Source organism: Streptomyces sp. NPDC006430, from assembly GCF_040612395.1.
Classification (GTDB): domain Bacteria; phylum Actinomycetota; class Actinomycetes; order Streptomycetales; family Streptomycetaceae; genus Streptomyces.
Window position 1 is genome coordinate 1 of record NZ_JBEXQA010000049.1, and the last position, 21,410, is coordinate 21,410.

General features: G+C 71.5%; 20 protein-coding genes and 1 pseudogene. 13 read left to right on the forward strand and 8 right to left on the reverse strand.

Features of this window, described 5'->3' with window-relative positions; genetic code table 11:
* Positions 1-124 precede the first annotated feature (124 nt).
* From tyrS to ABZZ20_RS34445, 3 genes are all read right to left on the reverse strand, one after another.
* Positions 125-1,393, reverse strand: a complete 1,269-nt coding sequence (tyrS, locus tag ABZZ20_RS34435; RefSeq protein ID WP_356876539.1) for a tyrosine--tRNA ligase — start codon at positions 1,391-1,393, stop codon at positions 125-127.
* 79 nt (positions 1,394-1,472) lie between these two features.
* A complete protein-coding gene (locus ABZZ20_RS34440) occupies positions 1,473-2,861 on the reverse strand; it encodes a metallopeptidase TldD-related protein (protein WP_356876541.1) in 1,389 nt (462 codons plus the stop codon).
* Complete coding sequence (locus ABZZ20_RS34445) at positions 2,858-4,381, reverse strand: TldD/PmbA family protein (protein ID WP_356876543.1); 1,524 nt, start codon at positions 4,379-4,381, stop codon at positions 2,858-2,860. The genes ABZZ20_RS34440 and ABZZ20_RS34445 overlap by 4 nt, the downstream gene beginning before the upstream one ends.
* 185 nt (positions 4,382-4,566) lie before the next feature.
* Here ABZZ20_RS34445 and fabG point away from each other — a divergent pair, with 185 nt between their 5' ends.
* From fabG to ABZZ20_RS34460, 3 genes are all read left to right on the forward strand, one after another.
* A complete protein-coding gene (fabG, locus tag ABZZ20_RS34450; RefSeq protein WP_356876545.1) occupies positions 4,567-5,286 on the forward strand; it encodes a 3-oxoacyl-[acyl-carrier-protein] reductase in 720 nt (239 codons plus the stop codon).
* A 5-nt stretch (positions 5,287-5,291) separates the two neighbouring features.
* Complete coding sequence (gene fabI, locus ABZZ20_RS34455) at positions 5,292-6,062, forward strand: enoyl-ACP reductase FabI (RefSeq protein WP_356876547.1); 771 nt, start codon at positions 5,292-5,294, stop codon at positions 6,060-6,062.
* Positions 6,063-6,276: 214 nt separating this feature from the next.
* Positions 6,277-6,708, forward strand: coding sequence for a hypothetical protein (locus tag ABZZ20_RS34460; protein WP_356876549.1), 432 nt, complete (start codon positions 6,277-6,279; stop codon positions 6,706-6,708).
* Positions 6,709-6,802: 94 nt separating this feature from the next.
* On the opposite strand, the pseudogene ABZZ20_RS34465 reads toward ABZZ20_RS34460, so the two are convergent.
* Positions 6,803-7,409, reverse strand: a pseudogene (locus ABZZ20_RS34465) (FCD domain-containing protein).
* Between ABZZ20_RS34465 and ABZZ20_RS34470 the strand changes: the two are divergent.
* From ABZZ20_RS34470 to ABZZ20_RS34485, 4 genes are all read left to right on the forward strand, one after another.
* Entirely contained in the window at positions 7,296-8,489 is a 1,194-nt protein-coding gene (locus ABZZ20_RS34470) for an MFS transporter (RefSeq protein ID WP_356876551.1), read from the forward strand. The pseudogene ABZZ20_RS34465 and the gene ABZZ20_RS34470 overlap by 114 nt on opposite strands.
* A gap of 5 nt (positions 8,490-8,494) precedes the next feature.
* Positions 8,495-8,614 (forward strand): SGM_5486 family transporter-associated protein, encoded by a 120-nt coding sequence (locus tag ABZZ20_RS34475; protein WP_356876553.1) that lies wholly within the window; start codon positions 8,495-8,497, stop codon positions 8,612-8,614.
* Between the two features lie 160 nt (positions 8,615-8,774).
* A complete protein-coding gene (locus tag ABZZ20_RS34480) occupies positions 8,775-8,975 on the forward strand; it encodes a hypothetical protein (protein ID WP_356876555.1) in 201 nt (66 codons plus the stop codon).
* 150 nt (positions 8,976-9,125) lie between these two features.
* On the forward strand, positions 9,126-9,647 hold the full coding sequence (locus tag ABZZ20_RS34485) for a histidine phosphatase family protein (RefSeq protein ID WP_356876557.1): 522 nt from the start codon (positions 9,126-9,128) through the stop codon (positions 9,645-9,647).
* Between the two features lie 94 nt (positions 9,648-9,741).
* On the opposite strand, the gene serB is transcribed toward ABZZ20_RS34485, so the two are convergent.
* A complete protein-coding gene (serB, locus tag ABZZ20_RS34490) occupies positions 9,742-10,941 on the reverse strand; it encodes a phosphoserine phosphatase SerB (protein ID WP_356876559.1) in 1,200 nt (399 codons plus the stop codon).
* 148 nt (positions 10,942-11,089) lie between these two features.
* Positions 11,090-12,682 (reverse strand): streptophobe family protein, encoded by a 1,593-nt coding sequence (locus ABZZ20_RS34495; protein WP_356876561.1) that lies wholly within the window; start codon positions 12,680-12,682, stop codon positions 11,090-11,092.
* 272 nt (positions 12,683-12,954) lie between these two features.
* On the opposite strand from ABZZ20_RS34495, the gene ABZZ20_RS34500 reads away from it, so the two are divergent.
* A complete protein-coding gene (locus tag ABZZ20_RS34500) occupies positions 12,955-15,486 on the forward strand; it encodes an FHA domain-containing protein (RefSeq protein WP_356876563.1) in 2,532 nt (843 codons plus the stop codon).
* 101 nt (positions 15,487-15,587) lie between these two features.
* Here the strand turns inward: ABZZ20_RS34500 and ABZZ20_RS34505 are convergent, their stop codons facing one another.
* Complete coding sequence (locus ABZZ20_RS34505; protein WP_356876565.1) at positions 15,588-16,343, reverse strand: transglycosylase SLT domain-containing protein; 756 nt, start codon at positions 16,341-16,343, stop codon at positions 15,588-15,590.
* 488 nt (positions 16,344-16,831) lie between these two features.
* Between ABZZ20_RS34505 and ABZZ20_RS34510 the strand changes: the two genes are divergently transcribed.
* From ABZZ20_RS34510 to ABZZ20_RS34520, 3 genes are all read left to right on the forward strand, one after another.
* Entirely contained in the window at positions 16,832-17,962 is a 1,131-nt protein-coding gene (locus ABZZ20_RS34510) for a GAF domain-containing sensor histidine kinase (RefSeq protein WP_356876589.1), read from the forward strand.
* Positions 17,955-18,602 (forward strand): response regulator transcription factor, encoded by a 648-nt coding sequence (locus tag ABZZ20_RS34515; RefSeq protein ID WP_356876567.1) that lies wholly within the window; start codon positions 17,955-17,957, stop codon positions 18,600-18,602. Before ABZZ20_RS34510 ends, ABZZ20_RS34515 begins: the two co-directional genes overlap by 8 nt.
* Positions 18,603-18,752: 150 nt before the next feature.
* On the forward strand, positions 18,753-18,998 hold the full coding sequence (locus tag ABZZ20_RS34520) for a chaplin (protein ID WP_356876569.1): 246 nt from the start codon (positions 18,753-18,755) through the stop codon (positions 18,996-18,998).
* A 109-nt stretch (positions 18,999-19,107) separates the two neighbouring features.
* On the opposite strand, the gene ABZZ20_RS34525 is transcribed toward ABZZ20_RS34520, so the two are convergent.
* A complete protein-coding gene (locus ABZZ20_RS34525; RefSeq protein ID WP_356876571.1) occupies positions 19,108-19,890 on the reverse strand; it encodes a hypothetical protein in 783 nt (260 codons plus the stop codon).
* A 145-nt stretch (positions 19,891-20,035) separates the two neighbouring features.
* Between ABZZ20_RS34525 and ABZZ20_RS34530 the strand changes: the two genes are divergently transcribed.
* Both ABZZ20_RS34530 and ABZZ20_RS34535 read left to right on the forward strand, forming a co-directional pair.
* Positions 20,036-20,827, forward strand: coding sequence for an ABC transporter ATP-binding protein (locus tag ABZZ20_RS34530; protein WP_356876573.1), 792 nt, complete (start codon positions 20,036-20,038; stop codon positions 20,825-20,827).
* A gap of 88 nt (positions 20,828-20,915) precedes the next feature.
* Complete coding sequence (locus ABZZ20_RS34535) at positions 20,916-21,344, forward strand: NfeD family protein (protein WP_356876575.1); 429 nt, start codon at positions 20,916-20,918, stop codon at positions 21,342-21,344.
* Positions 21,345-21,410 lie beyond the last annotated feature (66 nt).

A 21,410-nucleotide genomic window follows, 5' to 3' on the forward strand; every position in this document is an offset into this window, starting at 1 on the left:
TCGCCAGCGCTCCGCTGTCCCTCCAGCCGGCGGCGGCGCCGCGGGGTGGCAGGGTGGGGGGCGGGTGCTCGCTCTGGGTGCCGCCCCGGCCCCTCCGCCGTGCTCGGGATGTGCGCCCGGCGCGTCAGGCGCCCGCGACCTCGACGGCCGCGAGGTTCTTCTTGCCGCGGCGCAGCACCAGCCACCGCCCGTGCAGCAGGTCCTCCTTGGCGGCGACGGCGTCCTCGGCAGTGACCTTCACGTTGTTCACGTAGGCGCCGCCCTCCTTCACGGTCCGGCGTCCGGCCGACTTGCTCGCCACCAGCCCGGTCTCCGCGAGCAGGTCCACCACCGGGCCCAGCTCGGCGACCTTGGCGTGCGGCAGCTCGGACAGGGCCGCGGCCAGCGTGGCCTCGTCCAGGTCCGCCAGCTCGCCCTGGCCGAACAGTGCCTTCGACGCGGCGATCACGGCGGCGCACTGGTCGGCGCCGTGCACCAGCGTGGTCAGCTCCTCCGCCAACGCCCGCTGCGCGGCCCGCGCCTGCGGCCGTTCGGCGGTCTGCTGTTCCAGCTCCTCCAGCTCCGCGCGGGACTTGAAGGACAGGATCCGCATGTAGGTCGAGATGTCCCGGTCGTCCACGTTCAGCCAGAACTGGTAGAACGCGTACGGCGTGGTCATCTCCGGGTCCAGCCAGACGGCGCCGCTCTCGGACTTGCCGAACTTCGTGCCGTCCGCCTTGACCATCAGCGGGGTCGCCAGCGCGTGCACCTGCGCGTGCGGCTCCAGGCGGTGGATCAGGTCGAGGCCGGCCGTCAGGTTGCCCCACTGGTCCGAGCCGCCCTGCTGGAGGGTGCAGCCGTAGCGCCGGTACAGCTCCAGGAAGTCCATGCCCTGGAGCAGCTGGTAGCTGAACTCGGTGTAGCTGATGCCCTGGTCGGACTCCAGCCGCTTGGCGACCGAGTCCTTCGTCAGCATCTTGTTGACGCGGAAGTGCTTGCCGATGTCCCGGAGGAACTCGATGGCGGACAGGCCCGCCGTCCAGTCCAGGTTGTTGACCATGACCGCCGCGTTCTCGCCCTCGAAGGACAGGAACGGCTCGATCTGGGTGCGCAGGCGCGTCACCCAGTTCGCGACGGTCTCCGGATCGTTCAGGGTGCGCTCGGCCGTGGGGCGCGGGTCACCGATCTGGCCCGTGGCCCCGCCGACCAGTGCGAGCGGCCGGTGCCCGGCCTGCTGCAGCCGCCGTACGGTGAGCACCTGGACCAGGTGCCCCACGTGGAGCGAGGCCGCCGTCGGGTCGAAACCGCAATAGAACGTGACAGGACCGTCCGCGAACGCCTTGCGCAGCGCTTCTTCGTCGGTGGACTGGGCGAAGAGCCCGCGCCACTTCAGTTCGTCGACGATGTCCGTCACGGTCGTGACTCTCCTTGAACGAGATGAAACAGAATGCTGAGGGGTTTCCCCGTCAGTCTAGGCGGGGAAGGGAGCGGCCTCAGACGCCCTTGCTGACCGAGCTCATGTTGAAGTCCGGGATCCGCAGCGCGGGCATCGCGGCCCGGGTGAACCAGTCGCTCCACTCGCGCGGCAGGGTCTTCTCGGTCCGGCCCGCCTCCGAAGCCCGCGACAGCAGGTCCACCGGCGACTCGTTGAACCGGAAGTTGTTCACCTCGCCGACGACCTGGCCGTTCTCCACCAGGTAGACGCCGTCCCGGGTGAGGCCCGTGAGCAGCAGCATCGACGGGTCGACCTCGCGGATGTACCAGAGGCAGGTCAGCAGCAGACCCCGCTCGGTGTCGGCCACCATCTCCTCCAGCGACCTGTCGCCGCCGCCGTCCAGGATCAGGTTTCCGAAGCCGGGGGAGACCGGCAGCCCGGTCAGGCCCGCGCTGTGCCGGGTCGTGATCAGCCGGGCCAGCTCGCCCTCCCGGATCCACTCGGTCGCCGGGACCGGCAGACCGTTGTCGAACACCGAGGCGTCGTCGCCCGAGCTGTGCGCGATGACGAACGGCGCGGACTCCAGGCCCGGCGCGTTCGGGTCGCTGCGCAGGGTCAGCGGCAGCTCGGACAGCTTCTCGCCGAGCCGCGTGCCGCCGCCGGGCTTGGAGAAGACCGTTCGGCCCTCCACCGCGTCCCGGGCCGCCGCGGACCACATCTGGTAGATCAGCAGGTCGGCCACCGCGGTCGGCGGAAGCAGGGTCTCGTACCGCCCGGCGGGCAGGTCGATCTTCCGCTCCGCCCAGCCCAGGCGGACCGCCAGCTCCGCGTCGAGCACGGTCGGGTCCACGTCCTTGAAGTCCCGGGTCGAGCGGCCGGCCCAGGCCGAGCGCTGCCGGTCGGGGGACTTGGCGTTGAGCTCCAGGGTGCCGTTCGGCTGGTCGTGGCGCAGCCGCAGTCCGGTCGAGGTGCCGACGTACGTGGAGACCAGCTCGTGGTTGGCGAAGCCGTACAGCTCGCGCCCGCCCGCCCGGGCCCGGGCGAAGGCCTCGCCGAGGGCCGGAGCGAAGTCCGCGAAGACGACCGAGGAGGTCTCGGCCGGGGCGTCGGTGAAGTCGGGCGAGGAAGGGGTTCCGGTGACCAGCGGCTGCGCGTCCTCCGCCGGGCCGGCGCTCCGCGCCGCGGCCTCTGCGGCCCGGACCAGCGGTTCCAGGTCCTCGGCGGTCACGGCGGCACGTGACACGACCCCCGAGGCCGTACCCTCCTTGCCGTCGACCGTGGCGATGACCGTCAGGGTCCGACCACGGGTGACGCCGTTCGTGGTGAGTGCGTTGCCCGCCCAGCGCAGGTTGGCCGTCGACTCCTCGTCGGCGATGACGACACAGCCGTCGGCGGTGGACAGTTCCAGGGCCCGTTCGACGATCTCGTGGGGCTTCGTACGGCTCATCGGCCGGCCTCCTGCGTGGTGTTCAGGATGTTCACGTCGCGGAACAGCGCGGAGGGGCAGCCGTGCGAGACGGCCGCGACCTGGCCCGGCTGGGCCTTGCCGCAGTTGAAGGCGCCGCCCAGCACATACGTCTGGGGGCCGCCGACCTTCTCCATCGAGCCCCAGAAATCGGTGGTCGTGGCCTGGTAGGCGACATCGCGCAGCTGTCCGGCCAGCTTGCCGTTCTCGATGCGGAAGAAGCGCTGTCCGGTGAACTGGAAGTTGTAGCGCTGCATGTCGATCGACCAGGAGCGGTCACCGACGACATAGATGCCGCGCTCGACTCCGCCGATCAGGTCCTCGGTGGACAGCCCGCCCGGGTCCGGCTGGAGCGAGACGTTCGCCATCCGCTGGACGGGCACGTGCCCGGGGGAGTCGGCGTAGGCACAGCCGTTGGAGCGTCCGAGGCCGGTCAGCTTCGCGATCCGCCGGTCCAGCTGGTATCCGACCAGGGTGCCCTCCTTGACCAGGTCCCAGCTCTGGGCCTGGACGCCCTCGTCGTCGAAACCGACGGTGGCGAGCCCGTGCTCGGCGGTGCGGTCACCGGTCACGTTCATGATCGAGGAGCCGTACTTGAGCTTGCCCAGCTGGTCGAAGGTCGCGAAGGAGGTCCCCGCGTACGCCGCCTCGTAGCCCAGTGCGCGGTCGAGCTCGGTGGCGTGGCCGATGGACTCGTGGATGGTGAGCCACAGGTTGGACGGGTCCACGACCAGGTCGTAACGCCCGGCCTCGACGCTCGGCGCCCGCATCTTCTCGGCGAGCAGGCCGGGGATCTGCTCCAGCTCGCTGTCCCAGTCCCAGCCGGTGCCGGTCAGGTACTCCCAACCGCGCCCGGCCGGAGGGGCGATGGTGCGCATGGAGTCGAACTCGCCGGTGGTGGCGTTCACGGCGACCGCGGTGAGCTGCGGGTGGATCCGCACCCGCTGCTGCGTGGTCATGGTGCCCGCGGTGTCGGCGTAGAACTTGTTCTCGTGCACGGCGAGCAGGGAGGCGTCCACGTGCGCGACCCCGTCGGCGGCCAACAGCCGGGAGCTCCAGTCGGCGAGCAGGGCCGCCTTCTCCGCGTCCGGCACCTCGAACGGGTTCACGTCGTAGGCGGAGATCCACGTCTTGTCGGTGTGCACCGGCTCGTCGGCGAGCTCGACCCGCTCGTCCGAACCGGCGGCCGTGATGACCTGGGCCGACAGCTTCGCCATGGCCACGGCCTGCGAGGCCACCTTGGCGGCGCCGTCCATGGTCAGGTCCACGCCGGAGGCGAAGCCCCAGCTGCCCCCGTGCACCACGCGGACCGCGTACCCGAGGTCGGTGGTGTCGGAGCCGCCGGACGGCTTGGCGTCCCGCAGCCGCCAGGAGGCGTTGCGGATCCGCTCAAGCCGGAAGTCGGCATGGTCGCAGCCCAGCGCGCGGGCCCGGGCGAGCGCCGCGTCGGCGAGCGCCCGCAGGGGCAGCGCGGTGAAGGCCGCGTCGATGGAATGGGGCACGGAAGTCCTCCCGGAGTCGGGGCCGGTCGCCTCGATCATGTCGCGCTCGGGGCGCTTGTGCCTACATCTTTCTGTAGGGACTCGACAGAGCCCGTCGCAAGGCCCTGTGGGAGATCGATTCTCCGCAAGCGGGACGGGACCTATAGATTTTTGGTACTCAGACCGCTAGTCGAAAGGGTGATCCGTTGAGCCGCTCGGTTCTCGTCACCGGAGGAAACCGGGGCATCGGCCTCGCCATCGCCCGAGCCTTCGCGCAGGCCGGCGACAAGGTCGCGATCACGTACCGGTCGGGTGAGCCGCCGCAGGAGCTCACCGCGCTCGGCGTCCTGGCGGTCCGCTGCGACATCACCGACTCCGAGCAGGTGGAGCAGGCCTACAAGGAGATCGAGGACGCGCACGGCGCGGTCGAGGTGCTGGTGGCCAATGCCGGCATCACCAAGGACACGCTGCTGATGCGCATGTCCGAGGAGGACTTCGCCTCGGTCGTCGACACCAACCTCACCGGCACGTTCCGGGTGGTCAAGCGCGCGAACCGTGGCATGCTCCGGGCCAAGAAGGGCCGCGTCGTCCTGATCTCCTCGGTCGTCGGGCTCATGGGCTCGCCGGGCCAGGCCAACTACGCTGCCTCCAAGGCGGCGCTGGTCGGCTTCGCCCGTTCGCTCGCCCGTGAGCTGGGGTCGCGCAACATCACCTTCAACGTGGTGGCGCCCGGCTTCGTGGACACCGACATGACGAAGGTGCTCACCGACGAGCAGCGTGCGGGCATCGTGGGCCAGGTGCCCCTGGGCCGCTATGCGCAGCCCGAGGAGATCGCGGCAGCCGTGAGCTTCTTGGCGTCCGACGACGCCGCGTACATCACAGGAGCCGTCATTCCCGTTGACGGCGGATTGGGCATGGGTCACTGATCACCATGAGCGGAATTCTCGACGGCAAGCGCATCCTCATCACCGGGGTGCTGATGGAGTCGTCCATCGCCTTCCACACCGCCAAGCTGGCCCAGGAGCAGGGCGCCGAGGTCATCCTCACCGCGTTCCCGCGCCCGACGCTGACCGAGCGCATCGCCAAGAAGCTGCCGAAGCCGGTCAAGGTGATCGAACTCGACGTCACCAACGACGAGCACCTGGCCCGCCTGGAGCAGCTCGTCCGTGACGAGCTCGGTGGCCTCGACGGCGTCGTGCACTCCATCGGCTTCGCCCCGCAGGACGCCCTCGGCGGCAACTTCCTGAACACCCCGTTCGAGTCGGTCGCGACCGCCATGCACGTCTCGGCGTTCTCGCTGAAGTCGCTGACCATGGCCTGCAAGCCGCTGTTCCCGGCGGAGGGCGCGGCCGTCGTCGGCCTCACCTTCGACGCACAGTACGCCTGGCCGCAGTACGACTGGATGGGCCCGGCCAAGGCCGCGCTGGAGGCCACCAGCCGCTACCTCGCCCGTGACCTGGGCAAGGAGAACATCCGCTGCAACCTGGTCTCGGCCGGTCCGATCGGGTCGATGGCCGCCAAGTCCATCCCGGGCTTCTCGGAGCTGGCGGACGTCTGGAACTCCCGTTCCATGCTGGAGTGGGACATGAGCGACCCGGAGCCGGCGGGCCGGGGCGTCGTCGCCCTGCTGTCGGACTGGTTCCCGAAGACCACCGGCGAGATCGTCCACGTGGACGGCGGCCTGCACGCGATGGGTGCCTGATCAGGGCGTGATACGTCCGTACGGCGGCGGCCGCGTCTCCCTCCTGGGAGGCGCGGCCGCCGCCGTACGTGCCGGTGCGGGCCGGGACCGGAGACACGTTCTCGATCGAATGTTCGCCCTCCGACTGCATCTTCCCGAGTCGTAAACAGGGGCCGATGCCTGCAAACTGGCCGAGTCGGGATCTTCCCGGCTCCTGCGGGGAGGAGGTACGGGAGTGCGCGCGACGCGGAGCCGAGCAGTATCGCTGCTGGTCACCTCAGTGGTCCTGACGGGATTCCTGGTCCCGGGAGCGTTCGCGCAGCCCGAGGGGGGCGACCCGGCATCGGGATCCGAGGCGGAGCCCGCCGTCGTGGACCTCGCCGAGATCCCCGTCGAACCTCCCTCCGTACGCACCGAGTCGCCCACCGCCCCGGAGCCGTACGGCGCCGACTGCGACACCGTGATCGACGGCTCCCAAGTCACGGCGTACTGCCTCAACAGCTATCCGGAGACCGATCGGGTCCGCCTGCACGTGGAGTGCGACCGCTGGTGGGACATCGACGGGGACGGTGCCGCCGTGACGGTGGGGCCGGCCGGCCGTGTCGCACTGGCCGGCCGCTGTTGGAAGGAAGTCCGCTCGGCCTGGGTCAGCCACCAGCGGCCGTGAGGCCGCCGGTCCGCGCGAGGCGGAGCCCGGTCCGTCGTCGGCCGCGCCCGAGTGCGCCGGCGCGGGATCTCCGTCCGCCCGCGCTCCGCCCGCGCTACCTCCGTCCGAAGCAGGCGAAGGGATAGCCGGCCGCCTCCGAAGCGGCCGTGTCCCCGTCCCCGCGCCGGATCGCCTCGACCAGCCGGGCCTGGTCCAGGTGTGACGCAGGATCGAGGTCCGTGCCGACGTCCGCGCGCAGCCAGTCCGCCACCAGGTCACCGAGGTCCGCGTACAGCTCGATGAGCACCTCGTTGTGCGAGGTCGCCACCACCGCCATGTGCAGGGCCACGTCCGCCGCCACGAACAGCTCTGCGTCCCCGCTCGCCCAGGCCTCCTCGCGTCGCCCCAACAGTGCGTCCAGCTGCGCCACGTCCCGTTCGGTACGCCGCTGCGCCGCCAGCCGGGCCGCCGAGGACTCCAGCATCGAGCGCAGCTCCGCGATGTGGCCGGGGGTCGGCGTCCGCGAAACGACGGTGCATCACCCCGGCCAGCTCGCTCGTCGCGATGACGTACGTACCCGAGCCCTGGCGGATGTCCAGGAGCCCGTTGTGCGCGAGGGCCCGGACGGCTTCGCGGACGGTGGTGCGGGCGACGCCGAGCAGTTCCACCAGGTCCGGCTCCGTGGGGATGCGGGCGCCGACCGGCCATTCGCCGGACGTGATCTGGTTCCTGAGTTGGGTGATCACCTGATCGACCAACGCGGAACGCCGGGGCGAGGTCAGCGGCATGCGGGCGGGATCCTCTCCGAAGGTGGACAACCGGCCGGTCTGCTCATCCGCCCCTTCACGCGGGGCGCCGCCGGCTTCCTCGCCGCGAGCGCCCTGTCCCTGGCGGGCATAGCCCTGACCAACGTGCTGCTCCCGGTCATCGTCAAGCGCTGGTTCCCGGACCGCGTGGGCACCATGACCGGCCTGTACTCCATGGCCCTGGCCGTCGGCACCTCGCTCGCCGCCGCCGCGACCGTCCCGATGACCGCCGCCCTCGGCGGCAGTTGGCGCACCGGCCTGCTGATCTGGGCCGGGCTCGCGGTGGCCGCCGTACCGCCCTGGCTGCCCGTCGCCGCGGCGGCGCGCCGCGAGGTCCGCGCCGCCGCCCCGCCATCACCCGGCTCGCCGGCCCGGGCGGTACGGGCGGTACGGGCGGACCCGGGGCCGAAGATCGTCCGCAGCCGCACCGCCTGGGCCCTCGCGTGCTACTTCGGCCTGCAGGCCACCGGTGCGTACATCACCATGGGCTGGCTCCCGCAGATCTTCCGCGACGCAGGCGTCTCCGCCGGCACCGCCGGCGTGCTGCTCGCGGTCACCATGGTCATGGGCGTCCCGCTCGCCTTCGTCATACCCAACCTGGCCGGTCGGACGAAGAACCAGGGCCCCATCGCCGCCATCCTGGGCGCCTTCGGCCTCGTCGGCTACACCGGCCTCCACCTCGCCCCCGCCGCCGGAGCCTGGGCCTGGGCGCTCCTGCTCGGCATCTCCAACTGCGCCTTCCCCCTCGTCATCACGATGATCGGGCTGCGCGCCAAGTCGCCGGCCGGCGTCGTCAAGCTCTCCGCCTTCGCCCAGAGCGTCGGCTACCTCATCTCCATCCCCGGACCGCTCCTCATCGGCGCCCTCTACCAGCACAGCAGCGGCTGGGACCTCCCCCTCACGCTCATGTCCGCCCTGCTGGTCCCGCAGATCGCGCTGGGCGTCCTGGCCGGGCGGGACCGCACGATCGAGGACGAATGCGGCATGCGAGACTGAGGAGCATGTCGCCCGTACTCGAACCGAACCCCCAGAACGGCCACAGGAAGCTCGGCATCGTGCTCGGCGCGATGCTCGCCGTGACCGTGATCATCGCCGTCATCGCGACCATCGCCTCGCCCTGACACGCGCCCGGCGACCGAGGGTTGGTGGGGCTACCCCCACCAACCCCTAGGGGGCCAGGTTCAGGGTCGACTGGGGTGTGCCCCGGATGGGAGCCGCACCTTCGGATCCATAGATTCGAAGAGAGCGAGCCAGTCCCACCCGCACCCCACGGAGGCGGCCATGTCGGCCCCCACGCACACTCCCGGCCCCCGAGTCCACGGCGCGAACGCCCGGCTGCACTGGTGGGCGCTGGCCCTGCCCGCGCTCGCCTTCGGCCTCCTGCTGCTCCTCCTCGCCGGCTCCGGAGAGGCCCAGGCCGCCTCCGGCGAGGGCTCGCCGCTGCTCCAGGTCACCGAACAGCTCCTGCACGTCGTCGGCTGACCCGCGGCGGGCCGCGCGGGCCCCGCCCCGGCGCGCCGCCGTTCCCAGAGTGCGCCTCGTCCCGGAGTGCGCCAGGAGCCGCCCCGCAGCCGCGGCCGATCCCCTCAACACCCTGCGCCCGGTGGCTCGATCCGTGCGAAGCTGGGAGCCATGAGCGCCGACACACCCCGCAGGATCGTCCTCCTCCGGCACGCCAAGGCCGACTGGCCAGAGGTGTCCGACCACGACCGTCCGCTGGCGGAGCGAGGCCGCCACGACGCACCGGCCGCCGGTCTGAAACTGGCCGAGACCGGCATCACCTTCGACCTGGCCCTCTGCTCGACCGCCGTCCGCACCCGCGAGACCTGGAAGCTCGCCGTCCAGGAGCTGCCGCACCGGCCGAGAACCGTGTACGAGGAGCGGCTCTACGACGCCTCGCCGGGCGAGCTCATCGCCCTGCTGAACGAGACGTCCGACGAGGTCACGGACCTCCTCGTCATCGGCCACAACCCGGGGATGCACGCACTGGCCGACGCGCTCGCCGGCAGCGCGCAGGGCGACACCCTGACCCGGATGAGCCGTACGGGGTTCCCGACCGGCGCCCTCGCCATCGTCTCCTTCACGGGCTCCTGGAAGTCCGTGGAGCACGGGGTGGGCACGCTGCTGGACTACTGGACCCCCCAGGAGCACTGAGCGCGACTGAGGCCACCGAGCGCGGTCGAGCACGTACGCCGACGGGCCCCGGCGCGGTCGATCCGCCGGGGCCCGACTGCGTTGGTGGGGTCGCTCAGGTCAGGCCGGCGGCCTCGACCTCTTCGCGGGTGATCCCGAGGAGGTACAGCACCGCGTCCAGGAACGGCACGTTCACCGCCGTGTGGGCGGCCTCGCGGACCACCGGCTTGGCGTTGAAGGCCACGCCCAGCCCGGCCGCGTTCAGCATGTCCAGGTCGTTGGCACCGTCTCCGATGGCCACCGTCTGGGACAGCGGTACGCCGGCCTCCGCGGCGAAGCGTCGCAGCAGCCTGGCCTTGCCCGCCCGGTCCACGATCTCGCCGGTGACCCGGCCGGTCAGTTTCCCGTCGACGATTTCGAGGGTGTTGGCCGAGGCGAAGTCCAGCCCCAGCCGGTCCTGGAGATCGTCCGTCACCTGGGTGAACCCTCCGGAGACCACCCCGACCTGGTAGCCGAGCTGCTTCAGGGTGCGGATCAGGGTCCGGGCGCCCGGCGTGAGCCGCACCTCGGAGCGGACCTTGTCCACGACGGAGGCGTCCAGCCCGGCCAGCAGCGACACGCGGGCGTGCAGCGACTGCTCGAAGTCCAGCTCTCCGCGCATGGCCCGCTCGGTCACCTCGGCGACCTCGGCCTCACAGCCGGCGTGCGCGGCGAACAGCTCGATGACCTCGTCCTGGATCAGCGTCGAGTCCACGTCCATGACGACCAGGCGCTGGGCCCGGCGGTGTAGGCCGGCCGACACCACGGCCACGTCGACGCCGATGTGCGAGGCGGCGGTGGCCAGGGCGGTGCGCAGCGGCTCGGTCTCGCATCCGGAGACGGCGAACTCGACGGCCGTCACGGGGTACTTGGCGAGCCGGAAGATGCGGTCGATGTTGCCGCCGGTCGCGGTGATGCGGGAGGCGATGGCTGCCGTGGACCGGGCGGTGAGCGGGTGTCCGAGCACGGTGACGTGGGAACGGCCGCTGCCGCGCGGACGGTTGTCACCGGTACCGGAGAGGATCTCGGCCTGCATCTTGAGCGACTCGGCCCAGCTGTGGACGGTGGCCCGCAGCTCGCCCTCGGCTCCGTCGGCGGGCTTGGTGACGAGGGCGCACAGCACTATGCGGCCACGGGTGACGACCTGCTCGATGTCGACGACGTCGACCGAGTAGGCGGCAAGGGTGTCGAACAGCCCGGCGGTGATCCCGGGACGGTCCTTGCCGAAGATCTTGACGAGGAGGGTGGGGACGTCGGAGGTCTGCGAAGCGCTCATGGTGCCCTCACCGTATCTTCCCCGTCAGCGGGGATGGACCCCCGTCCCAACCTGCGGGATCGATTCTTCACGCATGCGACTCCCTCCGTCCACCCGGGCGCCGGCCAACCGGGTCCGGGTAGGTCCGGGCGGCGCGGAGACACGGAGCTCAGGACGGGGACGCGGGCGGCGATGGTGGCGGGGGAGGGGGCGGCGGAGGGGGCGGTGTGAACGGCGGCCGACGGGGTGGCCGGGCAGGCCGGGGCGGCCGTACGGGGTGGGGCGGGCGACCCGTCACCGTCACGTCCTCCTCCCCTCCCGACGGACCCCGGGCCCCGAAGGTCCGGGCCGTCATCGTCACGTCCCAGGAGACGTCCGGGTCCCCCTGCGGGCCCGGGCCCCGGTCCCCCCGTGCATCCTGGTCCGGCGCGGGCCACCGGACCGGCGGGCTGCCGGGCCACCCGGCTCCCGCGGCGGCGCCCCACCCGGCTCCCGGCGGAGCTGGGCGGCGGCGCCGGGTCAGCAGGGCCCCCGCACCGCCCGCCACCGCACCCCAGGCCGCCCCGAGCAGCAGTGCGTACGGAACGTCGCCCCGCAGTTCCACCCCGGCGCCCACCGCGTCCATGCCGAGCACCGTGGGGGCGACACCCCCGGCCGACAGCTCCGTCAGCCACACCAGCACCGCCAGCGTCATCGCCGTCACGGCCGACAGCCGCCCCGCACACTCCCTGATCCCGCGCCCGGGAGTCCGTACGGCGGCCAGCACGCCGGCGCCGAGCAGCAGCAGGCCGGCCCCCGCGACGAGCAGCCAGGCCCGCCCGTCGTACTCGGCGAGCCGGGCCACCGTCACCGGTTCGGGGGCCGACGCCCCCAGCAGGGCGTCGAGCGGTGCCGGCAGCAGCCGGCCCGGCGGGCCCGTGACCCGCCCGTCGAACGGCACGAACAGTCCAAGCAGCAGGCCCGTCCAGGCGCCGTTCGGCGCCCCCAGCAGTGCGGCGCCCAGGACCCGCCCGGGGTGGTCCTCGCCCAGCGCCGCCCCCACCGCCCCGGCCAGACCGGCCGCCACCGCCGCCAGCAGCGCCGCCACCAGCGCCGACACCGCGGGCCGCAGCGGAGCGAACGCCGCCGGCCCGTGACGCGAAACCACCAGCGCCACCACGAGTACGGTCAGCGCCCAGAGCCCCGCGCCCAGCAGCGTCGGCCCGAGCTCGACCGTGAAGCCCACCCGGGCCCTGGTGTCGATCAGATCTCCGATGCGGTCCGGCAGCAGCCCGCCGATGTCCCCGATCCCGGGGACCTCCACCTTCGGCGGAGTCCTGGGCAGCCGCGGACCCTCCACAGTGACCACCTCGTGCCCGGCCCGGGCCAGCGCGCCCGCCGCAGCGACGAGCAGCGCCGCCACCGTGCCGGCCCGCGCTACGAGTTCTGCGGGGGGTGTCCCGGCGCGGACCGAGCGCAGGAAGACCCGCCCCAGCACCAGTGCCCCGGCCAACCCGACCCCCAGGGGTACGAGGTCCAGCGTGCCCCGGGCGCCCGGCCCGGTGACCCCGAGGACCGACACGTCGCCCGACGCGGTCACCGTGCCGCCCATCGCGAGGGCCATCACGGCCGCCGTCATCGCCCCGAGCGAGCTTCCCCCGGACCCGGTCCGGGAGTACCCCCAGGCGTCGGCGCCCAACAGACGGAGTCCCAGCGCCGCGACCCCCGCCATCGCGACCAGCGACCATCCCGCGGCGGTGACACCCGACAACAGCACGTCCACGGCGCGGACGGATCCTCGACGAGTACGGCGCATGCGTGCCCCCGATGTGTGCCGAGCGGACGGGACCGGGCAGGGCGAGAAGTCCCGTATCTCACTCTCCGGGTGACTTTCGACCCCGTCAACGGGCAGGCGTAGACGCCCCGGCAAGGCCCCGATTCCACATGTGGCCGCGGGCCTGAAATAGTTCCCCCGGATGTTCGCCATCCCTAGACTCCCTGACGTCGGACTCCCTGACGTCGGGGAGATTCTCGGGGGACTTAAGTGGGGCTGGAGTGCCGGAACTCGTACTGGAATTGAATGGAAGGACCTGGACGCTCGATCCGTCCAGGTCGTACTCGCTGGGGCGTGACCCCCAGGGAGACGTGGTGATCGATGATGCCCGGGTGTCGTGGCGGCACGCCACCATCGCCTGGAACGGGCGGGGTTGGGGCATCGAGGACCACGGCAGCACCAACGGCACCTATGTGCACGGCGCCCGGGTCCAGCAGACCGAGCTCGTAGTGGGCACGCCGGTCCACCTGGGCAACGCCACCGACGGCCCGCGGCTGAATCTGAGCGCTGCCGCCGCGCCGCAGCAGGCAGTTCCGCAGCAGGCTCCGGCGTACCAGGCTCCGGCCCCCGCCTACCAGGCTCCCGCCCAGGCGTACCAGGCTCCGGCCCCGCAGCAGCAGCCGCAGCAGGCCTGGCAGCAGCAGCCGCAGCACCCGGTCGCCGCCCAGCAGCAGCCGCACTTCCCGCAGCAGCAGGGCGGCGGAGCGGGTGCGTCCCACCCCGCGCAGGGAGTGAACCCGGGTTACGGCGACCGCAGCCCGACGACGTTCCACCAGATCGCAGTCGGCCGCGTGATGCGCATCGGTCGTGCGCTGGAGAACGAGCTCGTCGTCTCGGACCTCCAGGTCTCGCGCCACCACGCCGAGTTCCGTTCCACCGGCGGGCGCTTCGAGATCCACGACCTCGGCAGCCACAACGGCACCTACGTCAACGGTCAGCCGCTGCCCAAGTCCGGCACCGCGCTGCTCGGCCCGAACGACATCGTCGGCGTCGGCCACTCGACGTTCCGGCTCGTCGGCGACCGGCTCGAAGAGTTCGTCGACTCCGGCGACGTCTCCTTCTCGGCCCGCCACCTCACGGTCACGGTCGACGGCGGCAAGCAGATCCTCAAGGACGTCACCTTCGGCGTCCCGGAGAAGTCGCTGATCGGTGTCATCGGCCCCTCCGGCTCCGGCAAGTCGACGCTGCTCAAGGCGCTGACCGGTTACCGGCCCGCCAACGAGGGCGAAGTCCTCTACGACAACCGCAACCTGTACAAGCAGTTCGCGGAGCTCCGCCAGCGCATCGGCCTGGTCCCGCAGGACGACATCCTGCACAAGGAGTTGAAGGTCAGCACGGCCCTCAAGTACGCGGCCAAGCTCCGCTTCCCCGGCGACACCGCCGAGTCCGAGCGTGCCGCCCGCATCGACGAGGTGCTGCGCGAGCTCAAGCTCGACATCCACAAGGACAAGAAGATCACCTCGCTCTCGGGTGGTCAGCGCAAGCGCGTGTCCGTGGCGCTGGAGCTGCTCACCAAGCCCTCGCTGATCTTCCTGGACGAGCCGACCTCCGGTCTCGACCCGGGCATGGACCGCGACGTCATGCAGCTACTGCGCGGCCTCGCGGACGACGGCCGCACGGTCCTCGTCGTCACCCACTCCGTCGCCGAGCTGGCCCTCTGCGACAAGCTGCTGGTCATGGCGCCGGGCGGTGCGGTCGCGTACTTCGGCCCGCCGGACGAGGCGCTGAACTTCTTCGGTTACACCACGTGGGCGGACGTCTTCTCGGCCTTCGAGAACTACCGCGACTACGACTGGGCCGGCCGCTGGAAGGGCTCGCAGCACTACCAGCTGTACGCCGCCGACCTGGACGCGGTGGCCCCGCAGCAGGTCGCGATGCCGCCGATGCAGATGATGCCGCCGAAGGCGCAGGGCTGGGGCGACCAGCTGTGGACCCTGATCCGCCGCTACGTCTCGGTCATCGCGTCCGACAAGGGCTTCATGGCCCTGATGCTGATCCTGCCCGCGGTCCTGGGCGTGGTCTCGACGGTCATCCCCGCGACCTTCGGCCTCGCGCCGCCGAAGCCGCCGTCCCGGTTCAACGGCGACGCCGGCACGATCATGCTGATCCTCTGCGTCGGCATGTGCTTCTCGGGCGCCGCGAACTCGGTCCGTGAGCTGATCAAGGAACGCGTCATCTACGAGCGTGAGCGCGCCACCGGTCTGTCCCGGTCGGCGTACCTCATGTCGAAGGTGATCGTCCTCGGCTTCATCACGGCCATCCAGGGCGTGGTCATCTGCGCCATCGGCTTCACCCCGCGCGACCTGCCCACCGAGGGCCTGCTCATGCCCCCGGCCGTCGAGCTCTGCCTGTCGGTCACCGCGCTCGGCTTCACGTCGATGATGTTCGGCCTGGTGATCTCCTCGCTGGTGAAGACCTCCGAGAAGACGATGCCGCTGCTGGTCATGTTCGCGATCGTCCAGGTCGTGTTCACCGGCATCCTCTTCCAGGTGTACGACTCCCCGGGCCTGGAGCAGTTCGCCTGGCTGATGCCGTCGCGCTGGGCCGTCGCCGCCGCCGGCACCACGCTGAACCTCGGCAAGCTGATGCCGCCGTGGGACCAGCAGAACCCGACCAACACCGACCCGCTGTGGGAGCACTCGATCGCGCAGTGGGGCGTGAACATCACGATCCTGCTGCTCATCGGCGTCGCATGCGGCTTCGCAGTGCAGAAGCTGCTGCGCCGCCACGAGCCCGAGGTCATGCGCAACTAGTCGGCGCACCCCTCGCCGCACCCCTCGCACCAACGCCTCAGGGCGGCACCCGGAACCGGGTGCCGCCCTGAGGCGCGTAGAGGTTGCTCCGCCGGCAGGCCTCAGTAGGCGCTGTTGACGTTGTCGATCGAGCCGTAACGGTCGGCGGCGTAGTTGGCCGCGGCGACGATGTTGGCGACCGGGTGGTACTGGTCCAGCGGCGTGCCGGAAACGTGGTAGGCCAGGAAGGTCGGCTTGATGACCTGGAGCAGGCCGATCGAGGGCACGCCGTTCTTGGCGTTGATGTCCCACAGGTTGATCGCCCGCGGGTTGCCGCTCGACTCGCGCATGATGTTCTTGTACAGGCCGTTGTACGTGCCCGGAATCTTGTGCGCCTTCATGATCGCCAGCGACTCCTTGATCCAGCCGTCAAGGTTGTTCGCGTAGACCGGCTTGCGCGCGGCGGACCGGCTGGCGGCCTCCTTCAGCGCGCGGGCCTTCTTGGCAGCGGCCTCGGCCTTGGCCTTCTTGGCGGCGGCAGCGGCCTTGGCCTTGGCGGCGGCAGCAGCGGCCTCGGCCTTGGCCTTGGCGGCGGCCTTCGCCTTGACCGCGGCCTCGACCTTCGCCGCGTCCGTGGCCAGCTTGTCGGCCACGATCGTCTGCGCGGTGAGGTGCTGCTGCACGGTCTTCGCCTGGACGCCCTCGACGACCTGGGTCCACGCCACGGGGGCGGCGGTCACGGTCGTGTCGGCGTCGGCGGTGCCCGCCGGGACGACGGTGGCGGCGAGGGCGGCAGCGCCCAGGGTGGCGATGGCGGCGAAGGAGAGCTTGTGCGCCTTCGTCAGACGACGATGGCCGGGGGTGCTGGTCTCGGACATGCGTAGCAACCTCTTCGAATAGCGGGAGCCGCAGGAAAGCGCCATTCGGATCCGGGATCCGCGGCGCTGTGCGACGGGAGCAATTCTTAGCGGCGGCAAAATCGCCTGGCAACGGTGTGACGTACGATCCTGCTTAGTGGATCAGGGGGGCGTGGGTGCCCCGGAATTCTAGGCCTGCCGCCACGCTCAGCAGCACTGACACGGCCTTTATCTATCCACTAGGCTCCTTCGTAAGTGACGTGGGTCCTATGTGCGGGCTCACATCGACCACGTAACGCTTTCACCATCAGTTGCGGTAGCAATGCATTCCGTGACGCAAATATCAGGCCTGAGGACCACAAGTCACCGCCACCCTCCTCCGCACGGTGGATACGAGCCCCCGCTCCCCCCTTCCTGCGTAGTAGGCCGCACGGCCTCCGGCCCTAGGGCTCAAGCCCGATACCGCAGGTCAGAGCCGCGAGTACGGTGAGGCCATGACTGGTAGTCCCGTGCCCGGCGGCCCCCGCCACGGCCTCTCCGCGGTGAGCACCGCACTCCTCGCCATGAGTCGCCGTCTGGAGATCCGCGACGTCCTGCGCACCATCGTCGTCTCGGCCCGCGAGCTGCTGAACGCGCAGTACGCGGCCCTGGGCGTTCCGGACGACCACGGAGGCTTCGCACAGTTCGTCGTGGATGGCATCAGCGAGGAGCAGTGGCGTCGGATCGGCCCGCTGCCCCGCCAGCACGGCATCCTCGCCGCGATGCTCCACCGGGAGGGCCCCGAGCGCCTCGCCGACGTGCGCAAGGACCCGCGCTTCGAGGGCTGGCCCGCCGCCCACCCCGAGATGACCGACTTCCTCGGCCTGCCCGTCCGCGACGGCGAGGAGACCCTCGGCGCCCTCTTCCTCGCGAACAAGCAGAGCCCCGGCGGCTTCACGGAGGAGGACGAGGAACTCCTCTCCCTGCTCGCCCAGCACGCGGCGATCGCCCTCACCAATGCCCGGCTCTACGAGCGCAGCCGCGAGCTCACCATCGCCGAGGAGCGCTCCCGCCTCGCCCACGAGCTGCACGACGCGGTGGCCCAGAAGCTCTTCTCGCTGCGCCTCACCGCCCAGGCCGCCGCCGCCCTGGTGGACCGCGACCCGGCCCGCGCCAAGGGCGAGCTCCAGCAGGTCGCCGCCCTCGCCGCGGAGGCCGCCGACGAGCTGCGCGCCGCCGTGACCGAGCTGCGCCCGGCGGCCCTGGACGAGGACGGCCTGGTCGCCACCCTCCGCGACCAGGTCCACGTACTCGACCGCGCCCACACCGCGCACGTCACCTTCACCTGTGACGGCGTACGGGCCCTCCCGGCGACCCAGGAGGAAGCGCTGCTCCGGGTCGCCCAGGAGGCCCTCCACAACGCCCTGCGCCACTCGGGCGGGGACCGCGTCGAGGTCACCCTCGCCCGCCGCGCCGCCGGAGCGGCCTTGACGGTGACGGACAACGGCCGCGGGTTCTCCCCTTCGACGATCCGCGCAGCCGGGCGCCACCTGGGCCTGGTCTCCATGCGTGACAGGGCCGGCGGCGTCGGCGGCCACCTCACCGTGCACTCGGTGCCCGGTACGGGCACCACGATCGAGATGGAGGTTCCCGGTGGCTGACACCCCCAGCCGCATCCGCGTCCTGCTCGTCGACGACCACCAGGTGGTCCGCCGGGGCCTGCGCACCTTCCTGGAGGTCCAGGACGACATAGAGGTGGTCGGCGAGGCCGCCGACGGCGAGGAGGGCGTGGCCCGCGCCGAGGAACTGGGCCCGGACGTCATCCTGATGGACGTCAAGATGCCGGGCACCGACGGCATCGAGGCGCTGCGCAGGCTGCGCGCGCTGGCCCACCCGGCGCGGGTGCTGATCGTCACCAGCTTCACCGAGCAGCGGACGGTGGTGCCCGCGCTGCGGGCCGGCGCCGCGGGGTACGTCTACAAGGACATCGACCCCGACGCCCTGGCCGGAGCCATCCGCTCCGTGCACGCGGGGCACGTGCTGCTCCAGCCAGAGGTGGCGGAAGCGCTGCTCTCCCAGGACGAACAGCCCTCGTCGAGCCGCGGCGGTTCCCTGACCGAACGCGAACGGGAGGTCCTCTCCCACATCGCGGACGGCCGCTCCAACCGCGAGATCGCCCGTGCGCTGGTCCTCTCCGAGAAGACGGTCAAGACGCACGTCTCGAACATTCTGATGAAGCTGGACCTGGCCGACCGTACGCAGGCGGCGTTGTGGGCGGTCAGGCACGGGATCACCGACTGAAGGGACATCGCAGCCGGCGTCTGGCTCCGGTCCGAGATTCATACGGTCGGGTGGATGTAGCCCACATGGCGCATCCCGTTCATCGGATGACCCGTTCTTCATGACGTGCCGCGGCGGCTGCCGCGACGGACGTACTGGAGGACGAAGAACGTGAAGAACATCAAGAAGGCCACTGCCGTCACCATGATCGCGGGCGGTCTCCTTGCCGCGGGCGCCGGTGTCTCCTCGGCCCACGGCGGAGCGTCGGCCGACGGCCAGGCCGTGGGCTCGCCCGGCGTGGTCTCCGGAAACCAGGTCCAGGCCCCCGTCCACGTTCCCGTGAACGTGGTCGGCAACACCGTTACGGTGATCGGCCTGCTGAACGGTGTCTGGGGCAACAGCGGCGTCAACAGCTGACCCGCACCCCCCGGCCGGCCCCGCTTCCCCCCTCTCCCCGGGAAGCGGGGCCGCAGTGCGTCCCGAGCCGGTCCGCCACGGGCTGCCGCCCGCGCGGCCCCGGCGGGGGTCAGCCCCGCTCGCGTTCCTCCACGGCCGCGTTGTACGCCGCGACCAGCGCCCGCCGGGCGACCCGCTCCACCGGCCGCAGCGCCTCCGCCCGGGCCGCCATCTCCGAGGCGGCCACCGCAGCCCCAGGCCCGTGCTCGTACGCCAGCGACACCAGCAGGTCCACCCGCTGCGCCAAGGCCAGCACCCGCACCGCCCGCGCGGGATACCCCGGTGCCAGCACCTCCCGCCCGGCCTCCGCCCGGGCCCGGTACGCCGACAGCGCGGCCTCCGCCACCGGCCCGGACCCCGCCAGGTCCAACCGCGTCAGCACCACCGTCGCCTCGCGCAGCGCCTCCGCCAGCTCCCGCTCCGCCTCCCCGAGCGACGGCACGTCCGCCGGCGGAGCCTCCCGTACGGGCAGGCAGTGCCACACCACCGCCACGTGCACGTCCCCCGCCGGCCCGACCTCGTGGACCTCCGGCACCAGCCCCAGCGCCGCCCCCACGGCGACCACGGCCTCCTGCGCCTCCAGCGCCCGCGCATTGAACTCCGGCGGACCGCTCAGCCCCAGCGGATGCCCCGGCGCCGGCAGCGCCACCCGCAACCCGCTCACCCCCAGCGCCCGCATCCGACCGAGCGCCAGCGTCAGACCCACCGGACCCGATTCGCCCGGCAACCCCTCCACCCGGTGCACGGCGTCCTCGCCCACGATCGACGACACGGCCTCGTCGGGCGAGACCAGTCCGGACAGCAGCGCGTTCCCCCAGGCGGCCAACCGCCCTGAACGTGGTTCGAAAAGCATTCCCCCACTTTACGGATCGCGCCGGATCGGGCCCCCGCACCCAACCTGGCGCCCGGACACCTCTCCGAGTGGCGTAGGTTTTCCCCTGGGGCTGCGCCTACCGGTGCACAGACGAACCGAGACTGCAAGGGGAGACAACACGCTCATGAGCGATGTTCTGGAGCTGGTGGACGTATCCGTGGTCCGCGAGGGCCGGGCTCTGGTGGACCAGGTCTCCTGGTCGGTCAAGGAGGGGGAGCGCTGGGCGATCCTCGGCCCCAACGGTGCGGGGAAGACCACCCTGCTCAACGTCGCCTCCAGCTACCTCTTCCCCACCAAGGGCACCGCCACCATCCTCGGCAGCACCCTCGGCAAGGTGGACGTCTTCGAGCTGCGCCCCCGCATCGGCATCGCCGGCATCGCGATGGCCGACAAGCTGCCGAAGCGGCAGACCGTCCTGCAGACCGTCCTCACCGCCGCGTACGGCATGACGGCGACCTGGCAGGAGGAGTACGAGGACATCGACGAGCAGCGCGCCCGCGCCTTCCTCGACCGCCTCGGCATGACGGAGTACCTCGACCGGAAGTTCGGCACCCTCTCCGAGGGCGAGCGCAAGCGCACCCTGATCGCCCGCGCCCTGATGACCGACCCCGAGCTGCTCCTGCTCGACGAGCCCGCCGCCGGCCTGGACCTCGGTGGCCGCGAGGACCTCGTACGCCGACTCGGCCGTCTCGCCCGCGACCCGCTCGCCCCCTCCATGATCATGGTCACGCACCACGTCGAGGAGATCGCCCCCGGCTTCACCCACGTTCTGATGATCCGCCAGGGCAAGGTCGTGGCCGCCGGCCCGATCGACCTCGAACTGACCGCCCGCAACCTGTCGCTCTGCTTCGGCCTCCCGCTGGTCGTCGAGCGCAACGGCGACCGTTGGGCCGCGCAGGGCCTCCCGTTGCGCTGAGCGGGCCCGGGTAAGTCCGGGCGGCGTCGCGGGGTACGGGGACCTTCGCACCCTGTCCGGACGGCGCCCCCCGACCTACCATGACCATGTGAACATCGACGCGTGGGTGTGGTGGCTCATCGGCGCTGTCGGACTGGGCATTCCCCTCGTCCTGACGGCGATGCCGGAGTTCGGCATGTTCGCCGTCGGCGCGGTCGCGGCCGCCGTGACGGCGGCCTTCGGCGGCGGAGTGGTGGCCCAGGTCCTGGTCTTCGTCATCGTGTCGGTCGCACTCATCGCCGTCGTCCGCTCGTTTGCCAACCACCACCGCGAGCAGCGCCCCCAACACCGCAGCGGCATCGACGCGTTGAAGGGCAGAAGCGCGCTCGTCCTCGAACGAGTCGACGGCAGAGGGGGAAGGATCAAGCTCGCCGGCGAGATCTGGTCCGCGCGCGCACTGGACGCGGACAGCAGTTTCGAACCGGGCCAGCAGGTGGACGTCGTGGAGATCGACGGAGCCACCGCGGTCGTGATGTGAGCTTGTGAGCTAACGAGCCGACCCGCGGCCCCGGGGTCTGCGAGACTCCGCTCAACGGGGCAGCAC